Genomic DNA, 20,724 nt, shown 5'->3' on the forward strand with positions numbered 1-20,724 from the left:
TATGCATGGCGCGATGCGGCATCATGCGTCCATAAAGACCGGATAGAGCGAGGCCAAAAGCAGCACCGCCATCACGATGTTGAAGGCCCGCACCGCCCTCGGCGAGGTCATGACCGAGCGCAATGAACTGCCCGACAGCGTCCAGCTCGAGGTCGAGGCCGCGCCCAGCAACAGGCTCAGCAGCACCTGGATCGCGATGTTCCAGGGAAAACTGGCGATGCCCGCATAGGCGGTGATGGTGCCGATTGCCATCACCCAGCCCTTGACGTTAACCCATTGGAACATCGCCGCGCCCCAGAAGGTCATCGGGCCGCGCTGATTGTCCTGCCCCGGTGTGACCGGCTCCGATAGCGCGATCACGGCGGCCAGATAGATCAGATAGGCCGCGCCGGCATATTTGAGGATGGTCTGCAGCACCGGATAGGCGATGAAAATGGTCCCCAGGCCAAGCCCGACCGCGCCGACCATGAAGGCGAATCCGATCGCGATGCCGGCGATATGCGGCATGGTACGGCGGAAGCCGTAAGTCAGCCCCGACGACAACACCATGATGTTGTTCGGGCCCGGCGTGAAGAACATCACGGTGGCGAACACGACAAAGGCGATCAGAAGTGGCTGGGACATCGGGGCACTCAGGCGATTTTCGGTAAAGCTTGTGGTGCGGATCGCCGCTTCGACAACAACATGATCGCGACGCCGCCGATCACCGTGATCATGCCCGCCAGCCGCAACGCCCCAAACGTTTCGCCGAACACCACGCTCGACGCCGCGGCGCCGACGAATGGCACCAGCAGCGCGAACGGCACCACCTGCGCCGCGGTGTAGTCACGCAGCAGCCGGCCCCACAGCCAATAGGCGACGCAGGTCGAGATCGCGCCGATAAACAACATGCTCACCAGGCCTTTCGGCGACATGTGGATGAGCGAATGCCAGGTCGTCTGCGGTCCATCGATAACGAGCGTCAGCGCCAATAGCGGCAGCGGCGGCACCAGGCACAGCCACGCGAACAGATCGAACATCGGCACATCCTGGGCACGCCGCAGCAACAGATTGCCGATCGCGAAACTGATCGGCGCGGTCAGCAGCACGGCGAAGGCGCCCACGCTGAAATCGAAGCCGACGGTGCCGCAGATCATCAGCAGGCCGACCATCGCGATGCCGATGCCGGCCATTTGCAGCCGCGTCGGTATCTCGCGAAACGCCAGCGCGGCAAACACCACCGTAAACAGCGCCTGACTCTGCACGATCACACTGGCAAGGCCGACGGGAACGCCATGCGCGATGCCCCAGGCCTGCGCCAAAAACTGACCGAGAAACAGCCAGAAGCTGATCGAGATCAGAATCGGCCACGAGACGTTCGGCCGGCGCACAAACAGACACGGCAATGCGGCAATGGTGAAGCGCAGCGTGGTCATCAGCGCCGGCGACAGTTCGTCGAGCGCCCAGCGGCTGGCCAGGAATCCAAGACCCCAGGTCACCGCGACCAGAACGGCAAGGCAGATGTCGGAAGGCTTCATGTTGCCTAGCTCTGCTCGCCATGTCTGGGTTTGCGCAGCAAATAAGTGCCGTGCAGCGGCGCGTGATAATCCACCGCGATCAGCGTGAATCCGGCGTCCAGCAGCATGCGCTCGATCACCCAGCCGAAGGTCGAATATTCGTCACGCATATGGGTGACGACGCTGTCGCGGTCGAAATCGTGATTCTTGATGCTGAAATCGGCCCATTGGTCGATGTCGCGCTCGGTGCCGTCGGGCGTGCTGACGAACACAATATCGCGCAAATAGAAATTCGCGCCGGGCTTGAGCGCGTTGAAAATCCGCGACAGCGCCACGGCTTTCCAAAAGTCCGGCAGATGATGCAGCGTGAATTCGCTGACGATCAAATCATACGAATTCGGCTTGTAGACAAAGCTCAGGAGTCCGGCCGGCTGGGTGCGAATTGCGACCTTGCGGTCTTTGGCCTGGATGTTGGCGAGCGCGAGCATCGCCGGCGAAATATCGATCGCGTCGACCTCGGCGCCCATCTGCGCGGCCTCGCAGGCCAGAACGCCATTGCCGCAACCGATATCGGCGACCCGCCAGCCGCGCTGCACGCCCAGCATGGTCAGCGCCGCGCGGGCGCGCAGATCGCTGTCGTCATGGCGGTCGTAGATCGAGGCAACTGCGGAATCCAGACCGATCTGCCGCCGTTGGTTATAATACCAGTCGCGCGCCAGCATGGCTCACATCCCCTCAGCCCCGCGGCCGATTGCGGCGACACCGGTGCGCGACACCTCGACGAGGCCGAGCGGGCGCATCAGGTCGATGAACTGATTGATCTTGGCGGAGTTGCCGGTGATCTCGAACACGAAGCTTTCGGTGGTGGCGTCGATCACGCGGGCGCGAAACGCTTCGGCGAGGCGCAACGCCTCGACGCGGTGTTCGCCGGTGCCGCGCAGTTTCACCATCGCAAGCTCCCGTTCGATCGAGCGGCCGGACAAGGTCATGTCGACGACGCGATAGACCGGGACCATGCGGTCGAGCTGATGCTTGATCTGCTCGATCACCATCGGCGTGCCCGTGGTGACGATGGTGATGCGCGAGACGTGCTTCTGGTTCTCGGTCTCGGAGACGGTGAGACTTTCGATGTTGTAGCCGCGGCCGGAGAACAGCCCGATCACCCGGGCGAGCACGCCGGGCTCGTTCTGCACCAGAACAGACAACGTATGCGCCTCGGTCGGAACGCGGCGCTCTTCCATGAAGTAGGCGGATGCGGGCTGGTTCATTGTTGTTCTCGGGTTTGAGTCGCGATCATTAGATTGCTGTCATTGCCGGGCTTGACCCGGCAATCCATCACCTTCGCAAGATGCATTTCATGAAGACGGATGGATGCGCGGATCAAGTCCGCGCATGAAGAGTGAATGTGTTGCACCATCCTCACACCAGCGCCTTGCCTGCCGCAAAAGCTGCGGCGGTGGCTTCGTCGTTGGCCTCCGCCGGCAGCAGCATTTCGTTGTGCGCCTTGCCGGACGGGATCATCGGGAAGCAATTCTCCAGCGCCGCGACCCGGCAATCGAACAGCACCGGGCGCTTGACGCTGATCATCTCCTTGATCGCGCCTTCGAGATCGCCGGGCTTGATCGCCTGGAGACCGACGCAGCCAAAAGCATCCGCAAGCTTGACGAAATCCGGCAGCGCTTCGGAATAGGAATGCGACAGCCGGTTGCCGTGCAATAGCTGCTGCCACTGCCGTACCATGCCCATATACTGGTTGTTCAGGATGAAGATCTTGATCGGCAATTCATATTGAACCGCGGTCGACATCTCCTGCATCGTCATCTGCACCGAGGCATCGCCTGCGATGTCGATCACCAGACTGTCGGGATGCGCGACCTGCACGCCGAGCGCCGCCGGCAGGCCGTAGCCCATGGTGCCGAGGCCGCCCGATGTCATCCAGCGGTGCGGTTCCTCGAAGCCGAAGAACTGCGCCGCCCACATCTGGTGCTGGCCGACTTCCGTGGTGATGTAGGTGTCACGCCCGCGGGTGGCCTCGAACAGCTTCTGGATCGCAAATTGCGGCAGGATCACATCGTTGTTCTTCTTGTAGGACAGCGAATTGCGCGCGCGCCATTTCGCGATCTCCTGCCACCATGGCCGGATATCGGGCTTTTTGGCTTCCGCCTTGAACACCTGCAGCAAATCGCCGAGCACATTGCCGCAATCGCCGATGATCGGAATATCGACGCGGATGTTCTTGTTGATCGAAGACGGATCGATATCGATGTGGATCTTCTTCGAGTTCGGCGAGAACGCATCGGTGCGGCCGGTGATGCGATCGTCGAAGCGCGCGCCGACGCACAGCATGGCGTCGCAATCATGCATCGCCATGTTGGCTTCGTAGGTGCCGTGCATCCCGAGCATGCCGAGCCAGTTCGGGCCCGACGCCGGATAGGCGCCGAGCCCCATCAGGGTCGAGGTGATCGGAAAGCCCGTGACTTCAACCAGTTCGCGCAGCAGCTTCGCCGCTTCGGGGCCGGAATTGATCACGCCGCCGCCGGAATAGATCACCGGACGCTTGGCCGACGCCAACAGCGCCACAGCCTTGCGGATCTGCCCGGCGTCACCCTTCACGCGCGGGGCATAGGACAAATGCACGTCGGATTTGCGCGGCGGGTGATAAGTGCCGACCGCGAACTGCACGTCCTTGGGCACGTCGACCACGACCGGACCGGGACGCCCGGTGCTCGCAACATAGAATGCCTCGTGCAGCACCTTGGCGAGATCGTTGACGTCGCGCACCAGCCAGTTGTGCTTGGTGCAGGGCCGGGTGATGCCGACGGTGTCGCATTCCTGGAACGCGTCATTGCCGATCAGATGCGTCGGCACCTGCCCGGTGATGCACACCAGCGGGATCGAATCCATCAGCGCATCGGTCAGCGGCGTCACCATATTGGTGGCGCCCGGCCCCGAGGTCACCAGCACCACGCCGGGCTTGCCGGTAGAGCGCGCATAGCCCTCCGCGGCATGGCCGGCGCCCTGCTCATGGCGCACCAGGATGTGCTCGACTTTGTCCTGCTGGAAGATCTCGTCATAGATCGGAAGCACCGCGCCCCCGGGATAGCCGAAGATGTGCTGGACGCCATGATCGATCAGCGCGCGCACGATCATCGCTGCGCCGGTCATCTTGTTGGGATCGTGGCTCTTGTCGCTCATGGCTGGCTCCGGATGCGCTGTTGTCAGCGGCTTGGTCAGTTAGATTTCTCGATTGGCTTCTTGGAAAATAAAAAGGGGCCCGAAGAGGCCCCTGCACACCGCCCGAATTTGGATGGCCCTAGCCATCCCCGGCGGCGTGCCTGGGTACGACTACGATAATAAGCTGGGTAATTTTGTTGCGCATATTGCGGTTCGGACTTCCCAAAGGTTGCGCGGGTTATAGCTGCCTAACCCCAGAAGTCAAGGGATGCGCCACTTCCTGCGGTTTTGTAAAGGTAACCCGGTTCCAGGCGTTCCGCGAGGGTGAATTTGCTGGCTTCAGCTATGCGTGGGCGGTTTTCGTAGCAGCCGCCGTCATTCCGGGATGGTCCGAAGGACCAGACCCGGAATCTCGAGATTCCGGGTTCGCTCGTTTCACGAGCGCCCCGGAATGACGTCGTCCAGCCACCCCCTCGCCGCCTCCGGCTTCACCCATTCGAACTCTGGCAGTTGATGCCGGAACCAGGTGAACTGCCGCTTGGCGTAGTGGCGCGTGTCAGCGCGGCCGATCTCCGCGGCCTCCTCGCGTGTGATCTCACCCTTGAGATGACGGATCAGCGCCGGCACGCCATGGGCCTTCATTGCCGGCAGCAGCGGATCGAGCTGACGTGTCGCCAATGCCGCGACCTCTTCCATCGCGCCCGATTTCAGCATCGCCTCAAACCGCGCATCGATCCGCGCGTATAACGCATCGCGATCGGGATCCAGAAACAGCGCGCGAAATGTGTCCGGCGGCAGCAACGGCGGCAAGCCGTCGCGATGCCAATCGGTCAGCGAACGTCCGGTCGCCTCGATCACTTCCAGCGCACGCGCGATGCGGGTGCGATCGCGCGGCTTGAGGCGCTCGGCCGATGAAGGATCGCGCCTCGCCAGTTCGTCATGCAGCGCCTCGACACCGTCGCGTTCCAGCCGCGCGCGGACGCCTTCGCGGATCTCAGCCGCGATCGGCGGCACCGCCGACAGGCCGCGCGTCAGCGCCTTGAAATAGAGACCGGAACCGCCGGCAAAGATCGCCAGGCGATGTTGCGTGCGGGCTTCCGCCAGCATTGCAGCGGCATCGTTCACCCAAGCGCCGGCGGAAAAGTTCACCGCGGCATCGACATGGCCATAAAGACGATGCGGAACAACAGCCTCTTCCCCCGGTGTCGGCCGCGCCGTGATGACGCGCAGGTCGCGATAGACCTGCATGGAATCGGTATTGATGACGATGCCACCGGTCCTTTGCGCGAGATCGAGCGCCAGCGCCGACTTGCCGCTGGCGGTCGGCCCTGCGATAAGCACTGCTGAATGGCTCACACCTTGCGAATTCACGATGTCTCTCGTCGCCACGCTGATCTGCAATCCCGCCAACCCCGCGCTCGATAGCACGGTGATCGACGGCGCGCTTGCGGTTCTTCCCTCGCCCGGCCACGCGCAATGGCTGTTCGACGAAGTCGCTGTCGATATCCCCTTCACCGGCAGCGAGGATATCCGCGCCGTCGAGCAACGGCTGCGCGAGGCGCGCGGCGACCTGCCGATCGACATCGTGGTGCAGCCTGCGGCCTTCCGGCGCAAGAAGCTTTTTCTGGCCGACATGGATTCCACCATGATTGGCCAGGAATGCATCGACGAACTAGCCGACTATGCCGGACTGAAGGCGCGTGTCGCCGGGATTACCGAGCGCGCGATGCGCGGCGAAATCGAATTCGAGCCGGCGTTGCGCGAACGCGTCGCGCTGTTGAAGGGACTGCCGGTCAGCGTGGTCGACGAGGTCTTGAAAAGCCGCATCACGCTGACGCCGGGCGGCCGCGAACTGGTCGCGACCATGCGCGCGCACGGCGCCTGGACCTGTCTCGTTTCAGGCGGCTTTACGCTGTTCACCAGCGCAGTCGCCAACATGATCGGGTTTCAGGAAAACCGCGCCAATCAATTGCAGGTCGAGGACGGCAAGCTCACGGGCGAAGTCATCGAGCCGATTGTCGGCCGCGCCGCCAAACTGGCCACGCTGACGGAGCTTCGCGAATCCTTCGATCTCGACAACATCGACACGCTGGTGGTCGGCGACGGTGCCAACGATCTCGGCATGATCGAGCAAGCCGGCCTCGGCGTCGCCTACCACGCCAAACCCGCCGTCGCCGCCGCAGCCGCCGCCCGGATCGACTACGGCGATCTCACGGCTTTGCTCTATGCGCAGGGGTACCGGCGCGAGGAGTTTGTGGGGGGATAGGGGCATGATTGACGTCGGCGATATCAGGCCGGTCTCGGTTGCCTTCACTGCGGACGAACTCGTGGTGACTTTGGCGGATGGCCGCAAGATTGCGACCCCGCTCGCATGGTATCCGCGATTGCGGGATGCCGGGGCAACTGCGCGCGGCCGGTTCGAACTAATGCCGATGGGCATTCACTGGCCTGACCTGGATGAAGACCTGGGCATTGCTGGAATGCTGCGGGGCCGTCCGGCGGTGTGAAGCAGATTTTTCCCACGGCTTGTTATGCAGGGGGATGTTGCGAGATTTCTTTTTGATTACTGACGACGGTGGTTATGGGTCCCGGCTTTCGCCGGGACGACACTTCACTTTTTGTGCGCGCGCCGACCCGACTACTGCACACTCAGCGCGACAAACCGCAATTCGCCGTCGGCGTTCGACACCAGAAGCAGGATGGATTTCTTGCCGTCCTTCTTGAGCTGGTCGACACGCTTCTTGACGTCGGCGGCGTTGCTGACGGCTTCCTGCGCGACCTCGACGATCACGTCGCCGGCGCTGAGCCGCTTCTCGGCCGCGTCGGAGGCGCCATCGACATTGGTGATGATGACGCCCTTGACGCTGTCCTTGATCTTGTAACGGCTGCGCAGGTCCTTGCTCAGGGTGGCGAGATCGAGACCGAGCGCCTTTTGCGTCACCGGCTTCTCGACCGGCTCCGGCGTCTTGTTGGACGCCTGCACGGCCTTCTCGCCGTCTTCGAGGCGGCCGAGCGTGACCTTCTTGGTTTCTTCCTGGCCCTTGCGGATCACGACGACGTCGACTTCCTTGCCCACCGCGGTATCGGCAACGACGCGCGACAGATCCTTCGGCTCCTTGACGTCCTTGCCGTCGAACTTGACGACGACATCGCCGGGCTCGATGCCTGCCGGTTTCGCCGGGCCCTTGTCATCGACGCCTGCAATCAAGGCACCGCGCGCGGGCTTGATGTTGAGGCTTTCGGCGATTTCATCCGTAACCTGCTGGATGCGCACGCCGAGCCAGCCGCGGCGCAGTTCGCCGAACTGCCGGAGCTGCTCGACCACACTCGCCACCGTCTTCGAGGGCACCGCAAAGCCGATGCCGATCGAACCGCCGGTCGGCGAGATGATCAGCGTGTTGACGCCGATCACTTCGCCGTCGAGGTTGAACAGCGGTCCGCCGGAATTGCCGCGGTTGATGGCGGCATCGGTCTGGATGTAGTTGTCATAGGGCCCCGAGGCGATGTCGCGGTTGCGCGCCGAGACGATGCCGGCCGTCACCGTGCCGCCGAGGCTGAACGGATTGCCGATCGCGATCACCCATTCGCCGAGCCGCATCTTGTCGGAATCGCCGAACTTCACCGCGATCAGCGGCCGTGGCGGCTTGAACTTCAGCACCGCCAGATCGGTCTTCTTGTCGACGCCGACCAGTTCGGCCTTGATCTTGGTGCCGTCATTCATGATGACGTTGATCTCGTCGGCATCGGCGATGACGTGATTGTTGGTCACGACGATGCCCGAGGTGTCGACGATGAAACCCGATCCGAGCGAGTTGGTCTTGTGCGGCTGTAGATCGCCGCCCTTGGGACCGCCCGGACCGCCGCGGCGGTTCTTGAAGAAGTCGTCGAAGAATTCCTCGAATGGCGAGCCTGGCGGCAATTGCGGCATCGCGCCCCGGTCGCCACCACCGCCGCCCGGACCACCCTTGGCTTCCACGGTCTGCGAGGTCGAGATGTTGACCACTGCGTCAATCACTTTCTCGGCAACGTCGGCGATGCCATCGGGGCCGCGCGCCAGGGCCGGCGCCGCGGTCAGGACGCTGGCGGCGCCAATGCTGGCGCTGAGCCACATCGCGGCCATCAACGGGCGCAGGCGATGGCTCAAGGCTGGGGTCGCACCGGTCATATCAGATCTCTCTTCTTGAAAACGGGACGGGATTTAAATGCCACAGTGCGCCCGAACGGGGTGGCGGCGCAAGCATTTGAGCCCAGCATTCCGGCGAAAAACAGACCGCGCCCGCTCACGATGGCGTTGATATGGCAGCCTTTTTGAGAGGCAGTGAAGGAGCCGTCATTCCGGGGCGGCGCGTGAGCGGCGAGCTACGATGTGCGGTTGCACATCGGAGAATCTCGAGATTCCGGGTTCGCGCCAAGATGCGCGCCCCGGAATGACGGCAGTTCTTTTACCGCCGGACCACCCAGATCAGAATGAGGCCGGCGACCGCCGAGCCGATGCCGACCACCCGCAGGATGTTGTCGGGCGTCGCCAGCGCGCTCTTCATCGCCCGGCGCATCCAGGCCGGGCTCGCCGCGAACAGCAGACCTTCAAGCACAAAGAGAATTCCCACACCGATGAGGAAGTCGGCGAACGCTATGGACCTCATCGGATGGGAACCTCCCGGTTGCTGTTGTTTTTTCTTGAAAGAAAGCGAAGCGAACCCGCTTCGCCGCCGTCTTGATGTGTGCGGCGCCTTACGGCTTCGCCGGTTCAGCCGCGACCGGCGCCTTGCCGGATGCGTTGCTGAAGAACTTGAAGAAGTCGGAATCCGGCCGCAGCAGGAACCTGGTGTCGCTGCTCTTCAGCCCGTTCTCATAGGCTGACATCGAACGGTAGAACGCAAAGAAATCGGCGTCCTTGCCATAGGCTTCGGCGAACAGCCGGTTGCGCTCGCCGTCGCCCTCGCCGCGCACCTGTTCGGCGGTCGAATTGGCTTCGGCGACGATCACGGTCGCCTCGCGGTCGGCGTTGGACCTGATTTCCTGCGCCTTCTGGCCGCCCTGTGCACGGAATTCGGCGGCCTCACGCTGCCGTTCGGTCTGCATGCGCTGGTAGACCGCCTGGCTGTTCTGTTCGGGCAAATCGGCCCGGCGGATTCGCACGTCGACCACCTGGATGCCGTAACCGCCGGCCTCCTTGTCGAGCTGCTCGCGGATCTTCCCCATCAGGGCTTCACGCTCGTCGCGCACCACCTGAATGAAGGTGACCTCGCCGAGCACGCGGCGCAGCGACGCGTTAAGCAGCGTCGTCAACTGGACGTTGGCGGCCTGGATCGAACCGATGCTCTGATAGAACTGCAGGGCGTCCTTGATGCGATAACGCGCAAACGCATCGACCACCAACCGCTTCTGATCGGAGGCGATGACTTCCTGCGACGGATTTTCCAGATCGAGAATCCGCTTGTCGATCGGAATCACCGTGTCGATGAAGGGCGCCTTGAAGTGCAGGCCCGGATCGGTGGCCACATCGACGGGCTTGCCGAGCCGCACCACCAGCGCCTGCTCGGTCTGCGACACCGCGAACACCGAGCCGTAGCCGATGATCACGAGCACGAACAGCAACAGCAGCGTAACAATACCTGTAACGGGCGATCTCATCGGGTTGCTCCGCTCTGCGGTTGCTGCGGCTGGCCTGTTGTAGGCGCAGCCGGGCGTCGCGGCGTCAGTTCACTTAAAGGTAGATACGGCACGATGCTTTGTCCTGACGACGACCCGCCGCCGTCATAGACCAGCTTCTCGGAGCCGCCGAGAATACGCTCCATCGTTTCCAGATAGATGCGCTGCCGGGTGACGTCAGGCGCCTTCTTGTATTCGTCGTAGACTTTCAGGAAGCGCGCGCTCTGGCCCTTGGCTTCGGCGACGGCCTGCTGCTTGTAGCCTTCGGCCACCTGTATGATCTGCGCGGCACGGCCCTTCGCATCGGGGACGACACGGTTGGCATAGGTCTGCGCTTCGTTCTGCAAACGCTCGAGGTCGGCACGGGCCGCCTGTACGTCGCGGAACGAATCGATCACCTGCGCCGGCGGATCGACCTTCTGCATCTGCACCTGCTGCACCAGGATGCCCGAACCGTAATTGTCGAGCGTCTTCTGCATCAATTCCTGAACGCTGGCTTCGGTGGTGGTGCGCGCGCCGGTCAGGATCGGCTGGATGTTGGATTTGCCGACGATCTCTCGCATCGCGCTTTCGGCCACCGCCTTCACGGTGCCTTCAGGATTCTGGATGTTAAAGAGGAAGTCGGCGACGCCTTTCGGCTTGATCCGCCACAACACCGTAAAATCGACATCGACGATGTTCTCGTCGCCCGTCAGCATCAGGCTTTCCTCGGGCACGTCGCGCATGGTGCGGCCGCGGCGAGCCGGATCGTCGATCAGCGTCATGCCGATGCTGAGCGTCGAGACGCGCAGCGCTTTGGGCAGCAGCACGGTCTCGATCGGATAAGGCAGATGGTAGTTCAAGCCGGGCTGCGCATCGCGAACATACTTACCGAAGCGAAGCACGACGCCGAGTTCTTCCGACTGAACGCGATAGAAGCCCGACATCGCCCAGATCACGATCGCTGCAAGCAGCACGATGGCGATGCCGATGCCGCTGAAATACCCGCCCGGCAGCAATTGCTGCAGCCGGTCCTGCGCGCGGCGCAGAAGGTCTTCAAGGTCGGGCGGCCTCGGTCCCACCGGCTGCGGGCCGGACCCCCAGGGTCCCTTCGGACCCGAGCCCCATGGGCCTCCGCCTTGATTCTTCCACGGCATGAACGCTCTCCTTCGCGGGCTTAAAGGGGCCAAACTGCCCCGCCTCGCAGTATTCCGCAGGCTTTATAGGGGACGGCCCCCGCCCTTACAACGCAAGCTTACGGCCTGCAGGAGCTATGCTTGAGGCCATAATTGTCAATGTAAACATTGGTGGGTGGGGTTAACGCGCGGCCCGGCGGCGATATGTGACAAAGGAGAAGTCGGCGCTATCGTCCGGACCGGCCGAATTGCGAACCCGCGCCACCTCTTCCCACACGGCCGTATCAATAGTGGCGAAATAAGTATCGCCTGCAGGCTTTGTGTGCACTTCGGTGATTTCCAGCCGGTCGGCGGATTCCATCCATTGCTTGTAGATTTCCGCACCGCCAATGACCGCGATTTCAGTGGCTAAACGCCGCAGCGCGTCGCCGGTCGCGACTGCACGGGCGTCCGCCAGCGAGGTCGTCACGACGGTGCCCGCGGCCCGAAAGTTAACGTCGCGGGTCACGACAATATTGGTGCGTCCCGGCAATGGCCGGCGCAGCGAGACGAAGGTCTTGCGCCCCATCACGATCGGCTTGCCCAGTGTCAGCGTCTTGAAACGTTGCAGGTCGGTCTTCAGCCGCCATGGAATGGCGCCGTCCGAACCGATCACGCCGTTATCCGCAACGGCAACGATGAGGACGATTTCCATCACACCACTACCCCCTGCCAAGCGACCGATCAGGTCGACTTCCGATCTCAGCGAAAACGACGGGAAATCAAGGAGGCCACCTGAGGGTGCATCATCAACTCAGGCATTTACCCCGGCGGAAATGTTTATGGTCTGTCTACGATGTTTGCAAGTTATCGGGTCTTCACCGAGACCTGTAACTATAAGGAGTCGGACGTTCAAACTTATCCGACCATCCTGTAGTCAGACCCGTGAAGCCTGGATGAACATTGCCATCCGCTGCTATTCACCGCCCCGGGCGACAATAAGCCGATCCGTTGCAGGAGTTGAGCTTATGATCGAGACCAAACGCATCCTGATTGCGACTTTGCTGGTTGCGACCTTGCTGACCGCCGCGGTGATCCCTGGTCTATCGATCGCTCAGACCCGGCCTCTCCCCGATCGTGGCGATAGCCCGCTTCAGCAAGATGCGGCTGTGAGCGCCGACGCGAATGAGCGGATCATTGACGTGCCGCTGACGGGAGGTGAGCGCCAGCGAGTGCTCTACGCGGCGCCGGCGCGGCCCAAAGCGACCATCGTCATGCTCCCGGGCGGCGCGGGTAAAGTCGGCCTGCGGCGCGACGGCGAGGTGCGTCACGGCGACAATTTCGTCGTTCGCACACGCGCCCTTTGGATCCAACGCGGTTACGCCGTGTTGATCCCTGACACGGTGGATCATGCAAACCTCCGAGGCTTGCGCAGTTCGCCCGAGTATGCGGCGCTGGTACTGGATTTGGTCCGCGTTGCCCGGGAACAGGCGCCCGGCCCGGTTTTTCTGCTGGGCACGAGCCAAGGCTCTATCGCCGCCATGAATGGCGCTGCCCACGCCCCGCCGGGCGCGATAGCTGGTGTGGTGCTCACCGAATCGGTATCGCAGATGGGCGGTAGCGGAGTGTTTAGCGCCGCCCCGCAGGATGTGCGTGTGCCGGCGCTCATTGTCTCGAACAAGGATGATCAGTGTAACGTCGCGCCTCCGGCAGATGCCCCGCGTATCGCTGCCGCCATGACGAATTCGGTGAGTGTTCGCGTGCTGTCAGTCGCCGGCGGCGTTCAGAAGTCGCGCAAGCTGTGCGGCTCGCTGACTCCTCACGGCTACTTCGGAATAGAGTCTGAGGTTATCAGCCAGATCGACAATTGGATGCAACAACGCAGCCAATGACCTGAACGGGTCACACTGCTTTTGCTTGCGCCAGCGCAGTCAGCGCTTCGCCGCCAACCCGGCATACCGTCCACTCGTCCATCAAGACGGCGCCGAGCGATTTATAGAATTCGATCGACGGCGTGTTCCAGTCGAGCACCGCCCATTGCAACCGCGACCAGCCGTTCGCCACGCACTCTTTCGCCAGATGCGACAGCAACGCCTTGCCGATGCCTTGGCCGCGTTGCGCCGGGCGCACGAACAAATCTTCCAGATAAATTCCGGCGCGGCCGCTGAAGGTGGAAAAATTGATGAACCAGACCGCGAAGCCCGCCACCTCGCCATTCCATTCGGCGATGTCGCAGAACAGCCCGGGGTTATCGCCGAACAACGCCGCGCCGATACCGGCTTCGGTGGCTTCGACTTCGTGAAGCAGTTTTTCGTATTCGGCGAGTTCGCGAACCAGTGACAGCACAAGCCCCGCTTCATCAGGGCGCGCGCGACGGATCAGGAGCGACATTCGACGCTCACACCGCGATTCATACAGCCACTCATACAGCAACCTGGGCCTTGATATGCGGGTGCGGGTCGTAACCTTCGAGCGCGAAGTCTTCATAGCGGAATGCGAAGATATCCTTCACGGCGGGATTGATCTTCATGACCGGCAACGCGCGCGTCGGACGTGTCAGTTGCAGCCGCGCCTGCTCGAGATGGTTCGAATAAAGATGCGCGTCGCCGAGCGAATGGACGAAATCACCGGACTTGAGACCGGTCACCTGCGCCACCATCATCGTGAGCAGCGCATAGGATGCGATGTTGAAGGGCACGCCGAGAAACACGTCGGCCGAGCGCTGGTAAAGCTGGCAGGATAATTTGCCGTTGGCGACATAGAACTGAAACAGGCAATGGCATGGCGGCAGCGCCATCTTGTCGACATCGGCCGGGTTCCACGCACTCACGATCAGGCGGCGCGAATCAGGATTGCGCCGGATCATGTCGACGACATTGGATATCTGGTCGATGCTGCGCCCGTCCGGCGCCGGCCAGGAGCGCCACTGCGATCCATAGACCGGACCGAGATCGCCATTGGCGTCAGCCCACTCATCCCAGATCGAAACGCCGTTGTCCCTGAGATAGCCGATATTGGTGTCGCCCTTGAGGAACCATAACAGCTCGTGGATGATCGCTTTCAGCGGCAGCTTCTTGGTGGTCAGCATCGGAAATCCGGCGCCGAGATTGAAGCGCATCTGATGGCCGAAGACCGACAGCGTACCGGTGCCGGTGCGGTCATGCTTTTCCGCGCCGTCAGAGAGAATCCGTTCGAGTAGGTCGTGGTACTGGTTCATGGCTTAATGCTGCGGACCTTTGGCGAGCCGATGGGGCTGGCGGGTTTTAACGTCCGGGCTGCCGGTTCGACAGCCGATTCGGCCGGTGGGATCGCTTATACCCCAAAAAATGAGGGTCCGGCCGGCCAACGGCAAGGGGACGTCCGAGGGGATATCCAAGGGCAAATCAAAGCGTGGAACAAAGGCAGAAAAGGAGAGTCTCCGGCCCTTCTCTCAGCCGATCAGGCCGGCAAATCCCAGGCATCCCCCGGCCAGCAGTATCCAGAACGGATTAAGCTTGGTTCCGGCGGCCAGTGCTGCGGCCCCGATCGTAAACACGGCGGCGACCCAGGTATGGTCGGAAGCCCGCGCCAGGATGAAGCCGCTGGCGCCCATCAGCCCGATCGACAGCGGAACCAGCGCCGACTGGATGATGGCAGGCCAGCGCGAATGGCTGGATTTGGTCAGGATGCGGCTCACGCCATAGGCCATCAAGGCGGTGGGAAGGCACATCGCCAGGGTCGCGACCAGCGCACCGGTGATGCCCGCAACGCTGTAGCCGATCAAGGTCACGATCAGCACATTCGGGCCCGGCGACAGTTGCGAGATCGCGAACGCATCCGCGAACTGCTTGTCGGTCAGCCAGTGCTGAACATCGACGGCCACCCGATGCATTTCCGGCAACGCAGCATTGCCGCCGCCGACCGCGAACAGCGACATCACGCCGAAGGTCCATGCCAGCGTCCAGACCGGGTTCATGCCGACTTCCTTTGCCGGACGATATAGGTGATGGCGATGCTGACCGGGATCGCGACCAGCAACACGCTCGCCAGTGGCAACCGCAACACCCCGATTGCGATAAACACCGCGGCCAGGATCATAAGCCCGATCACATCGCGCTTGTTGATCAGCGGCTTCATCATCCGGAACACCACCGCGATCAGAAGGCCCACCGCGGCGCAGGACACGCCGGCCAGGATCCGCCGCAGCATTTCGATCTCGCCGAAGTGCTGATACAATATCCCGAGGATCGTCATGATCACGAGAGGCGGCCCCAGCAGGCCGGAAAACGCAGCGATCCCGCCGGCAATGCCGCGAAAGCGCGATCCGAACACCATCGTGAAATTGACGATGTTGGGGCCGGGCAGGAAATGGCACAGCGCGAAGGTCTCGTTGAACTCTTCGGCAGTCATCCATTTGTGCTGGTCGACGATGCCGCGCCGCGCCCACACCAACACGCCGCCGAAACCCGCCAGCGACATCTTGGCGAACGCGACAAACAGCGCGGCCAGAGTGGGGGGCGATGAGATCAGGGGATGCGGCGCCGGAACGGCGGCCGGCGGCGAATCCGGGGGCATGGCCTGAGATTTAGAACGGCCGCGGCGCAAGGCCAACCCATATTTGGGGTATTCCAAGCCTGATTGTTCCCGGTCCAGTCAGGCTTTCCGGCCCTGTTTTTCTCGACTTTTGCGCCCTATATTAAGGGCGCCGGTTCGCCGGCTACGGAAATAAATTGCCGTCGCAATAAACCATTCGGACCCGGGGGCAGCACCCGGCGCCTCCACCCAAGCCCGCCGCCTCAAAACGCGGGCTTTGGCGGGGGCGAAACAGGATCGACGAGGGCGTAAAGGACGTGTTTTTTCCCGGTATGGTTCCGCCGTTATCGGGCTATGCAATAGTTGCAAACGACAACTATGCTCCGGTTGCTCAGGCCGCTTAAGCGGTTTGAAAAACCAAGTCTGAAGTCCTGGTGGGTTAAGCTCCGCTAGGCGGGGTCCGGAGGCACCTGGCAACAGAAGCCTCCACTTCAATCTGCTGGTATATCCACCGCCGCCGACGGCAACGCCTGCTGACCTCAGGGCGCTGCCGGGGTAGCATGCGGCTTGGGCGAGTCGGGTTACCGCATCCTCGCCGGCCAAATCTGAACGCGACAGGACCAATCATGGCGACCGATCACATCCGATATGACGTCCTGGCGCGCGATGCATTGCGCAGCGTGTTGCGCCGTGTGCTGGCCGACGCCGCCGAGCACGGCCTGCCCGGCGAGCATCATTTCTTCATCACCTTCCTGTCGACCGCCGAGGGCGTGAAGCTGTCGCCGCGGCTGCTGGCGCAATACCCGGAAGAGATGACGGTCATTCTCCAGCACCAGTTCTGGGACCTGGTCGTGACCGACGATCGCTTTGAAGTCGGGCTGTCGTTCGGCGGCATTCCCGAGCGCCTGGTGGTGCCCTTCAACTCGATCAAGAGCTTCTTCGACCCGTCGGTGCAGTTCGGCCTGCAATTCGAGCCGGCCGATGCGGCAGAGGCTGCGGCTGCGACCAACCTTCCGGCGGTGCCTGCCGCGACGTCTTCGGCGCTGGCGGTTCCTCCTGTGGCTGTTGCCGAGACAACCGACGACGAGCCAGCCAAACCAAGCGAGGGCGCCGAAGTCGTGCGGCTGGATCGCTTTCGCAAGAAATAATCCGCGCGCCAACTGCAAAGCTGCCTGTAGAATGGATGTCCTGCCGCGAAACCGATCGCGGCGCGTAACGGACATTCATCCATGGCTCGATCGACCACCGCCTCCTCCACTCGTTCCAATCCCTCCAGTGCCACGCGCTCGGAAACCGACAGCTTCGGTCCGATCGAGGTTCCGGCCGATCGCTATTGGGGCGCGCAGACCGAACGCTCCCGGCAGAATTTCCGCATCGGCCAGGACCGGATGCCGATCGCCATCATTCATGCCCTCGGCATCGTCAAGCTCGCCGCGGCGCAAACCAACCGCGAACTCGGACTGCTCGATCAACGCCGCGCCCGCGCCATCATCCGCGCCGCGCAGGAAGTGATCGACGGCAAGCTCGACGATCATTTTCCGCTGGTGGTGTGGCAGACCGGCTCCGGCACGCAGACCAACATGAACCTCAACGAGGTGATCGCCAATCGCGCCAATGAACTATTGGGCGGCAAGCTCGGCGCAAAGTCTCCGATTCATCCCAACGACCACGTCAATATGAGCCAGTCGTCGAACGACTCGTTCCCGACCGCGATGCACATCGCCGCCGCGACGCGCATCACGACCGACCTCATCCCCGCCCTCGAGATCCTGCACCGCGCACTGCGGAAAAAAGAAAAAGCCTTCGCCCGTATTGTGAAGATCGGCCGCACCCATACCCAGGATGCGACGCCGCTGACGCTCGGCCAGGAATTTTCCGGCTATGCCGCGCAGGTCGAAAACGGGCTCGCGCGGTTGCGCATCGCAGTCAGGGAACTCTATCCGCTCGCGCAAGGCGGCACCGCTGTCGGCACCGGCCTCAATTCAAAGCCCGGCTTCGCGCGCGCCTTTGCCAAACACGCAGCCAAGATCACCAAACTTCCTTTCACCAGCGCCGCCAACAAATTCGAAGCGCTGGCTTCCAACGACGCCTATGTGTTCGCCCATGGCGCTGTTAATTCGATGGCGACCGGCCTGTTCAAGATCGCCAACGACATCCGCCTGTTGGGATCGGGGCCGCGCTCTGGCCTTGGCGAATTGATCCTGCCGGAAAATGAACCGGGTTCCTCGATCATGCCGGGCAAGGTCAATCCGACTCAGTGCGAGGCGATGACCATGGTGTGCTGCCAGATATTCGGTCATCATGCGTCGATCACCGTCGCCGGCAGCCAAGGCCATTTCGAGTTGAACGTCTATAAACCGGTATTGGCATATGGCATGATGCATTCCATACAATTGATGGCCGACGTCGTCAGGTCGTTCACCGAGCATTGCGTCGACGGCATACGCGCCGACGAAAAACGCATCCGGGAACTGATGGAGCGTTCGCTGATGCTGGTGACTGCGCTCGCTCCAAGAATCGGCTACGATAATGCCGCGAAGGTTGCCAAAACGGCCCATGCGCATGGCACGACGTTGAAAGAAGAGGCCGTGAAGCTCGGTTTCGTTTCTGCCGATGAATTCGATCGGCTGGTCAAGCCGGACAAAATGACGCGGCCCGGGTGACCCGCACGCAGCAAACCCGTTGAATTACGGGCTCTAAATTTTTTGTTAGGGAGCATATCCCCGTAAAGAACTGACGAGACCGGCTATCGCACTTGCGCTGTCGCGTGGTACGGCTCAAAATATTTTGGTTTTCGCAGAGCGAAACGCATTTATTGGTGTTATCAGTGGTCTTAATGGGGATTTTCTTAAATGACGATCGAAATGCCTAACGCGCGTCCCGGCAGACGGGATGCGGGTTTTGGGAATAGCATGCGCGCGAAATTTATTGTTCACAGTACTTTCATATCGCTGACCGCATTTTTTCAGATGAACGGAACGCCTTCCGATTATCGTAGCTTTCATCAATCCTTTGCGCGTCGGCTGGTTGGATGATGGAGGCTGGCATGGGGGATGTCGTCAATCTGAAACGTTTCAAGAAGCGCACTGAGCGACAGCAGTCGGAGCAGCAGGCCGAGACCAATCGCGCGCGGTTTGGCCGAACCAAATCCGAACGCGTTCTGGACGAGCAGCGTGCCACGCGCGCCAGCGATCTCCTGGATCAGCATCGCATCCTGGATCAGCATCGCGACGGCGAGGACGCGTCATGAAATCGCCAGTCGTCAAACGATCGATCGTGGTCGCCGGTCACAAGACCAGCGTCAGCCTCGAAGAGGCATTCTGGAACGGCATGAAGGAAATTTCCGGACTGCGGAACATGACACTGTCCGAACTGGTCGGCGAGATCGACAGCAATCGCCAGCAAGGCAATTTGTCGTCGGCGATCAGACTCTTCGTGCTGGATTATTTTCGCTCGCGTGCGATGGCCGCCACGCCGGAAGTCAAGCCGCAGGTATAACGCCGCTGTTGCACAGTACCCTTGCAGGGTGGGCAAAAGCGCGCTTGCGCCGTGCCCACCGAATGCAACGAATGCCGAAAATGGCGGGCACGCGGAGCCCGTCATCGGGCGCACATTCACGCACCCCGTTGGCTTTGCCCAGCCTATGCATCCGATTGAATTTTCAAACAGCCAATTCCGTCATTGCGAGCGTAGCGAAGCAATCCATTTCGCCGCGGCGCCGTAATAGTATTCGCTATCACCCGGCTGTAAGTTCGGCTCGTGCGAAACAAAGTCCGATCGCAAAAGCCGGCCAGTCGCCATGCAACATCATCACCACGACCATTCCCATGCCGACGGCAATGTCGGTCACTCCCACGCGCCCGACAGCTTCGGCCTGGCGTTTGCTATCGGGGTCGTGCTCAACACCGCTATTGTTGCCGCAGAACTGGTGTTCGGTTACGCCGCCAACTCGCTGGCGCTGATCGCGGACGCCGCCCACAACTTCTCCGACGTGATCAGCCTGTTGCTGGCGTGGGGCGCGGCGTGGCTCGCCCTCAAACAACCCACGCGGCAACACACCTATGGTTATCGTCGTGCTTCGATATTGGCGGCCTTGACCAATGCCGGTCTGTTATTGATTGCCGTGGGCGGCATAGCCGCCGAAGCCATCGGACGATTTAAGGACCCTTCGCCCGTCGCCAGTCAGACCGTCATCTACGTTGCGATTCTGGGCATCGTCGTGAACGGCGCGACGGCATTGCTGTTCATGCGAGGCCGTCATGGCGACCTGAATGTTCGCGGCGCTTATTTGCACATGGTGGCGGATGCCGGAGTTTCGCTTGGCGTGGTCATTGCGGCGCTGCTTATCAGGTGGACGGGCTGGCTGTGGATCGATCCTGCGGTCAGCCTGGGCATTGCCGCGGTCGTGCTCGCGAGCGGATGGCAATTGGCCAAAGACAGCGTGAACCTCGCAATGGATGGCGTACCGAAGAACATCGATCTGGCTGTGGTCGAAAGCTATCTTCGCGGACGCGAAGGCGTGATCGAAGTTCACGACTTGCACATCTGGGCCATGAGCACGAACGAGACGGCGTTAACAGCGCATCTGGTTCGGCCGGGCGGTGTTGACGATGCCTTTCTAGGTAAAGTATGCGATGAACTTTCGCACCAATTCAATATCGCACACGCCACGCTGCAGATCGAAACGGGTAACGGCGTGTGCAGGCTGGCGCCCGCCGAGGTGGTCTAGCCATCAGGCATCCGCTCAACCGGCAATCCACTTCGTTGATAGTTGCGGCAAGAATATCCAAAGGGAT

24 protein-coding genes and 1 other RNA gene are annotated in these 20,724 nt (G+C 61.8%); 10 read left to right on the top strand and 15 right to left on the bottom strand.

Features of this window, described 5'->3' with window-relative positions; all coding sequences use genetic code 11:
* Window positions 1-21: 21 nt before the first annotated feature.
* The 6 genes from HB676_RS16325 to miaA form a co-directional block, all read right to left on the bottom strand.
* Complete coding sequence (locus tag HB676_RS16325; protein ID WP_213738855.1) at window positions 22-624, bottom strand: LysE family translocator; 603 nt, start codon at window positions 622-624, stop codon at window positions 22-24.
* 8 nt (window positions 625-632) lie between these two features.
* Entirely contained in the window at window positions 633-1,517 is an 885-nt protein-coding gene (locus HB676_RS16330; RefSeq protein WP_213738856.1) for an EamA family transporter, read from the bottom strand.
* Between the two features lie 5 nt (window positions 1,518-1,522).
* Window positions 1,523-2,218, bottom strand: a complete 696-nt coding sequence (locus HB676_RS16335) for a class I SAM-dependent methyltransferase (protein WP_213738857.1) — start codon at window positions 2,216-2,218, stop codon at window positions 1,523-1,525.
* Window positions 2,219-2,221: 3 nt separating this feature from the next.
* Window positions 2,222-2,764 carry an acetolactate synthase small subunit gene (gene ilvN / locus HB676_RS16340; protein WP_213738858.1) on the bottom strand — a complete coding sequence of 181 codons (543 nt, stop codon included), beginning with the start codon at window positions 2,762-2,764 and terminating at the stop codon, window positions 2,222-2,224.
* A gap of 151 nt (window positions 2,765-2,915) precedes the next feature.
* Window positions 2,916-4,691 carry an acetolactate synthase 3 large subunit gene (locus HB676_RS16345; protein ID WP_213738859.1) on the bottom strand — a complete coding sequence of 592 codons (1,776 nt, stop codon included), beginning with the start codon at window positions 4,689-4,691 and terminating at the stop codon, window positions 2,916-2,918.
* Between the two features lie 414 nt (window positions 4,692-5,105).
* On the bottom strand, window positions 5,106-6,041 hold the full coding sequence (miaA, locus tag HB676_RS16350; RefSeq protein ID WP_346347352.1) for a tRNA (adenosine(37)-N6)-dimethylallyltransferase MiaA: 936 nt from the start codon (window positions 6,039-6,041) through the stop codon (window positions 5,106-5,108).
* A gap of 1 nt (window position 6,042) precedes the next feature.
* On the opposite strand from miaA, the gene serB reads away from it, so the two are divergent.
* Both serB and HB676_RS16360 read left to right on the top strand, forming a co-directional pair.
* The gene (serB, locus tag HB676_RS16355; protein ID WP_213738861.1) at window positions 6,043-6,936 is read left to right on the top strand and encodes a phosphoserine phosphatase SerB; all 894 of its coding nucleotides are present in this window, start codon (window positions 6,043-6,045) and stop codon (window positions 6,934-6,936) included.
* Window positions 6,937-6,940: 4 nt separating this feature from the next.
* Entirely contained in the window at window positions 6,941-7,177 is a 237-nt protein-coding gene (locus tag HB676_RS16360) for a DUF2442 domain-containing protein (RefSeq protein WP_213738862.1), read from the top strand.
* A gap of 131 nt (window positions 7,178-7,308) precedes the next feature.
* Here HB676_RS16360 and HB676_RS16365 read toward each other — a convergent pair whose 3' ends face one another.
* From HB676_RS16365 to HB676_RS16385, 5 genes are all read right to left on the bottom strand, one after another.
* On the bottom strand, window positions 7,309-8,835 hold the full coding sequence (locus HB676_RS16365) for a Do family serine endopeptidase (protein WP_213738863.1): 1,527 nt from the start codon (window positions 8,833-8,835) through the stop codon (window positions 7,309-7,311).
* Window positions 8,836-9,112: 277 nt separating this feature from the next.
* The gene (locus tag HB676_RS16370) at window positions 9,113-9,313 is read right to left on the bottom strand and encodes a DUF2065 domain-containing protein (RefSeq protein WP_213738864.1); all 201 of its coding nucleotides are present in this window, start codon (window positions 9,311-9,313) and stop codon (window positions 9,113-9,115) included.
* Window positions 9,314-9,401: 88 nt separating this feature from the next.
* Window positions 9,402-10,304: a protease modulator HflC gene (locus HB676_RS16375; RefSeq protein WP_213738865.1), complete on the bottom strand. Its 903-nt coding sequence runs from the start codon at window positions 10,302-10,304 to the stop codon at window positions 9,402-9,404.
* Window positions 10,301-11,458: an FtsH protease activity modulator HflK gene (gene hflK, locus HB676_RS16380; RefSeq protein ID WP_213738866.1), complete on the bottom strand. Its 1,158-nt coding sequence runs from the start codon at window positions 11,456-11,458 to the stop codon at window positions 10,301-10,303. Before hflK ends, HB676_RS16375 begins: the two co-directional genes overlap by 4 nt.
* A gap of 160 nt (window positions 11,459-11,618) precedes the next feature.
* Window positions 11,619-12,131 carry a dihydrofolate reductase gene (locus HB676_RS16385; protein WP_213738867.1) on the bottom strand — a complete coding sequence of 171 codons (513 nt, stop codon included), beginning with the start codon at window positions 12,129-12,131 and terminating at the stop codon, window positions 11,619-11,621.
* Window positions 12,132-12,444: 313 nt separating this feature from the next.
* Between HB676_RS16385 and HB676_RS16390 the strand changes: the two genes are divergently transcribed.
* Window positions 12,445-13,308: an alpha/beta hydrolase gene (locus tag HB676_RS16390; RefSeq protein ID WP_213738868.1), complete on the top strand. Its 864-nt coding sequence runs from the start codon at window positions 12,445-12,447 to the stop codon at window positions 13,306-13,308.
* A gap of 10 nt (window positions 13,309-13,318) precedes the next feature.
* Here the strand turns inward: HB676_RS16390 and HB676_RS16395 are convergent, their stop codons facing one another.
* The 4 genes from HB676_RS16395 to HB676_RS16410 all read right to left on the bottom strand — a co-directional run bounded on the left by HB676_RS16395 (window position 13,319) and on the right by HB676_RS16410 (window position 15,970).
* Window positions 13,319-13,807, bottom strand: coding sequence for a GNAT family N-acetyltransferase (locus HB676_RS16395; protein ID WP_213738869.1), 489 nt, complete (start codon window positions 13,805-13,807; stop codon window positions 13,319-13,321).
* Window positions 13,808-13,838: 31 nt separating this feature from the next.
* Window positions 13,839-14,633 carry a thymidylate synthase gene (locus tag HB676_RS16400; RefSeq protein WP_213738870.1) on the bottom strand — a complete coding sequence of 265 codons (795 nt, stop codon included), beginning with the start codon at window positions 14,631-14,633 and terminating at the stop codon, window positions 13,839-13,841.
* A gap of 213 nt (window positions 14,634-14,846) precedes the next feature.
* Window positions 14,847-15,371 carry a chromate transporter gene (locus tag HB676_RS16405; protein ID WP_213738871.1) on the bottom strand — a complete coding sequence of 175 codons (525 nt, stop codon included), beginning with the start codon at window positions 15,369-15,371 and terminating at the stop codon, window positions 14,847-14,849.
* The gene (locus HB676_RS16410) at window positions 15,368-15,970 is read right to left on the bottom strand and encodes a chromate transporter (protein WP_213738872.1); all 603 of its coding nucleotides are present in this window, start codon (window positions 15,968-15,970) and stop codon (window positions 15,368-15,370) included. Before HB676_RS16410 ends, HB676_RS16405 begins: the two co-directional genes overlap by 4 nt.
* Window positions 15,971-16,060: 90 nt before the next feature.
* Between HB676_RS16410 and ssrA the strand changes: the two genes are divergently transcribed.
* The 7 genes from ssrA (at window position 16,061) to HB676_RS16445 (ending at window position 20,657) form a co-directional block, all read left to right on the top strand.
* Window positions 16,061-16,419, top strand: a transfer-messenger RNA (tmRNA) gene (ssrA, locus tag HB676_RS16415).
* Between the two features lie 135 nt (window positions 16,420-16,554).
* On the top strand, window positions 16,555-17,076 hold the full coding sequence (locus tag HB676_RS16420; RefSeq protein WP_213738873.1) for a ClpXP protease specificity-enhancing factor SspB: 522 nt from the start codon (window positions 16,555-16,557) through the stop codon (window positions 17,074-17,076).
* Between the two features lie 81 nt (window positions 17,077-17,157).
* The gene (gene fumC, locus HB676_RS16425) at window positions 17,158-18,591 is read left to right on the top strand and encodes a class II fumarate hydratase (protein ID WP_213738874.1); all 1,434 of its coding nucleotides are present in this window, start codon (window positions 17,158-17,160) and stop codon (window positions 18,589-18,591) included.
* Window positions 18,592-18,780: 189 nt separating this feature from the next.
* Window positions 18,781-18,963, top strand: coding sequence for a hypothetical protein (locus tag HB676_RS16430; RefSeq protein ID WP_213738875.1), 183 nt, complete (start codon window positions 18,781-18,783; stop codon window positions 18,961-18,963).
* 11 nt (window positions 18,964-18,974) lie between these two features.
* Window positions 18,975-19,178 (top strand): DUF4169 family protein, encoded by a 204-nt coding sequence (locus HB676_RS16435; RefSeq protein ID WP_213738876.1) that lies wholly within the window; start codon window positions 18,975-18,977, stop codon window positions 19,176-19,178.
* Window positions 19,175-19,426, top strand: coding sequence for a ribbon-helix-helix domain-containing protein (locus HB676_RS16440; RefSeq protein WP_213738877.1), 252 nt, complete (start codon window positions 19,175-19,177; stop codon window positions 19,424-19,426). Before HB676_RS16435 ends, HB676_RS16440 begins: the two co-directional genes overlap by 4 nt.
* Window positions 19,427-19,727: 301 nt before the next feature.
* Entirely contained in the window at window positions 19,728-20,657 is a 930-nt protein-coding gene (locus HB676_RS16445; RefSeq protein ID WP_213738878.1) for a cation diffusion facilitator family transporter, read from the top strand.
* Window positions 20,658-20,724: the final 67 nt, after the last annotated feature.

Source organism: Bradyrhizobium sp. dw_411, from assembly GCF_018449695.1.
Lineage (GTDB): Bacteria > Pseudomonadota > Alphaproteobacteria > Rhizobiales > Xanthobacteraceae > Bradyrhizobium.

Excerpts from the sequence above, each read along its gene's own strand:
- HB676_RS16325 (WP_213738855.1), bottom strand. The coding sequence starts at position 624 with ATGTCCCAGCCACTTCTGATCGCCTTTGTCGTGTTCGCCACCGTGATG.
- HB676_RS16330 (WP_213738856.1), bottom strand. The coding sequence starts at position 1,517 with ATGAAGCCTTCCGACATCTGCCTTGCCGTTCTGGTCGCGGTGACCTGG.
- HB676_RS16335 (WP_213738857.1), bottom strand. The coding sequence starts at position 2,218 with ATGCTGGCGCGCGACTGGTATTATAACCAACGGCGGCAGATCGGTCTG.
- ilvN (WP_213738858.1), bottom strand. The coding sequence starts at position 2,764 with ATGAACCAGCCCGCATCCGCCTACTTCATGGAAGAGCGCCGCGTTCCG.
- HB676_RS16345 (WP_213738859.1), bottom strand. The coding sequence starts at position 4,691 with ATGAGCGACAAGAGCCACGATCCCAACAAGATGACCGGCGCAGCGATG.
- serB (WP_213738861.1), top strand. The coding sequence starts at position 6,043 with ATGTCTCTCGTCGCCACGCTGATCTGCAATCCCGCCAACCCCGCGCTC.
- HB676_RS16360 (WP_213738862.1), top strand. The coding sequence starts at position 6,941 with ATGATTGACGTCGGCGATATCAGGCCGGTCTCGGTTGCCTTCACTGCG.
- HB676_RS16365 (WP_213738863.1), bottom strand. The coding sequence starts at position 8,835 with ATGACCGGTGCGACCCCAGCCTTGAGCCATCGCCTGCGCCCGTTGATG.
- HB676_RS16370 (WP_213738864.1), bottom strand. The coding sequence starts at position 9,313 with ATGAGGTCCATAGCGTTCGCCGACTTCCTCATCGGTGTGGGAATTCTC.
- HB676_RS16375 (WP_213738865.1), bottom strand. The coding sequence starts at position 10,304 with ATGAGATCGCCCGTTACAGGTATTGTTACGCTGCTGTTGCTGTTCGTG.
- hflK (WP_213738866.1), bottom strand. The coding sequence starts at position 11,458 with ATGCCGTGGAAGAATCAAGGCGGAGGCCCATGGGGCTCGGGTCCGAAG.
- HB676_RS16385 (WP_213738867.1), bottom strand. The coding sequence starts at position 12,131 with ATGGAAATCGTCCTCATCGTTGCCGTTGCGGATAACGGCGTGATCGGT.
- HB676_RS16390 (WP_213738868.1), top strand. The coding sequence starts at position 12,445 with ATGATCGAGACCAAACGCATCCTGATTGCGACTTTGCTGGTTGCGACC.
- HB676_RS16395 (WP_213738869.1), bottom strand. The coding sequence starts at position 13,807 with ATGTCGCTCCTGATCCGTCGCGCGCGCCCTGATGAAGCGGGGCTTGTG.
- HB676_RS16400 (WP_213738870.1), bottom strand. The coding sequence starts at position 14,633 with ATGAACCAGTACCACGACCTACTCGAACGGATTCTCTCTGACGGCGCG.
- HB676_RS16405 (WP_213738871.1), bottom strand. The coding sequence starts at position 15,371 with ATGAACCCGGTCTGGACGCTGGCATGGACCTTCGGCGTGATGTCGCTG.
- HB676_RS16410 (WP_213738872.1), bottom strand. The coding sequence starts at position 15,970 with ATGCCCCCGGATTCGCCGCCGGCCGCCGTTCCGGCGCCGCATCCCCTG.
- HB676_RS16420 (WP_213738873.1), top strand. The coding sequence starts at position 16,555 with ATGGCGACCGATCACATCCGATATGACGTCCTGGCGCGCGATGCATTG.
- fumC (WP_213738874.1), top strand. The coding sequence starts at position 17,158 with ATGGCTCGATCGACCACCGCCTCCTCCACTCGTTCCAATCCCTCCAGT.
- HB676_RS16430 (WP_213738875.1), top strand. The coding sequence starts at position 18,781 with ATGACGATCGAAATGCCTAACGCGCGTCCCGGCAGACGGGATGCGGGT.
- HB676_RS16435 (WP_213738876.1), top strand. The coding sequence starts at position 18,975 with ATGGGGGATGTCGTCAATCTGAAACGTTTCAAGAAGCGCACTGAGCGA.
- HB676_RS16440 (WP_213738877.1), top strand. The coding sequence starts at position 19,175 with ATGAAATCGCCAGTCGTCAAACGATCGATCGTGGTCGCCGGTCACAAG.
- HB676_RS16445 (WP_213738878.1), top strand. The coding sequence starts at position 19,728 with ATGCAACATCATCACCACGACCATTCCCATGCCGACGGCAATGTCGGT.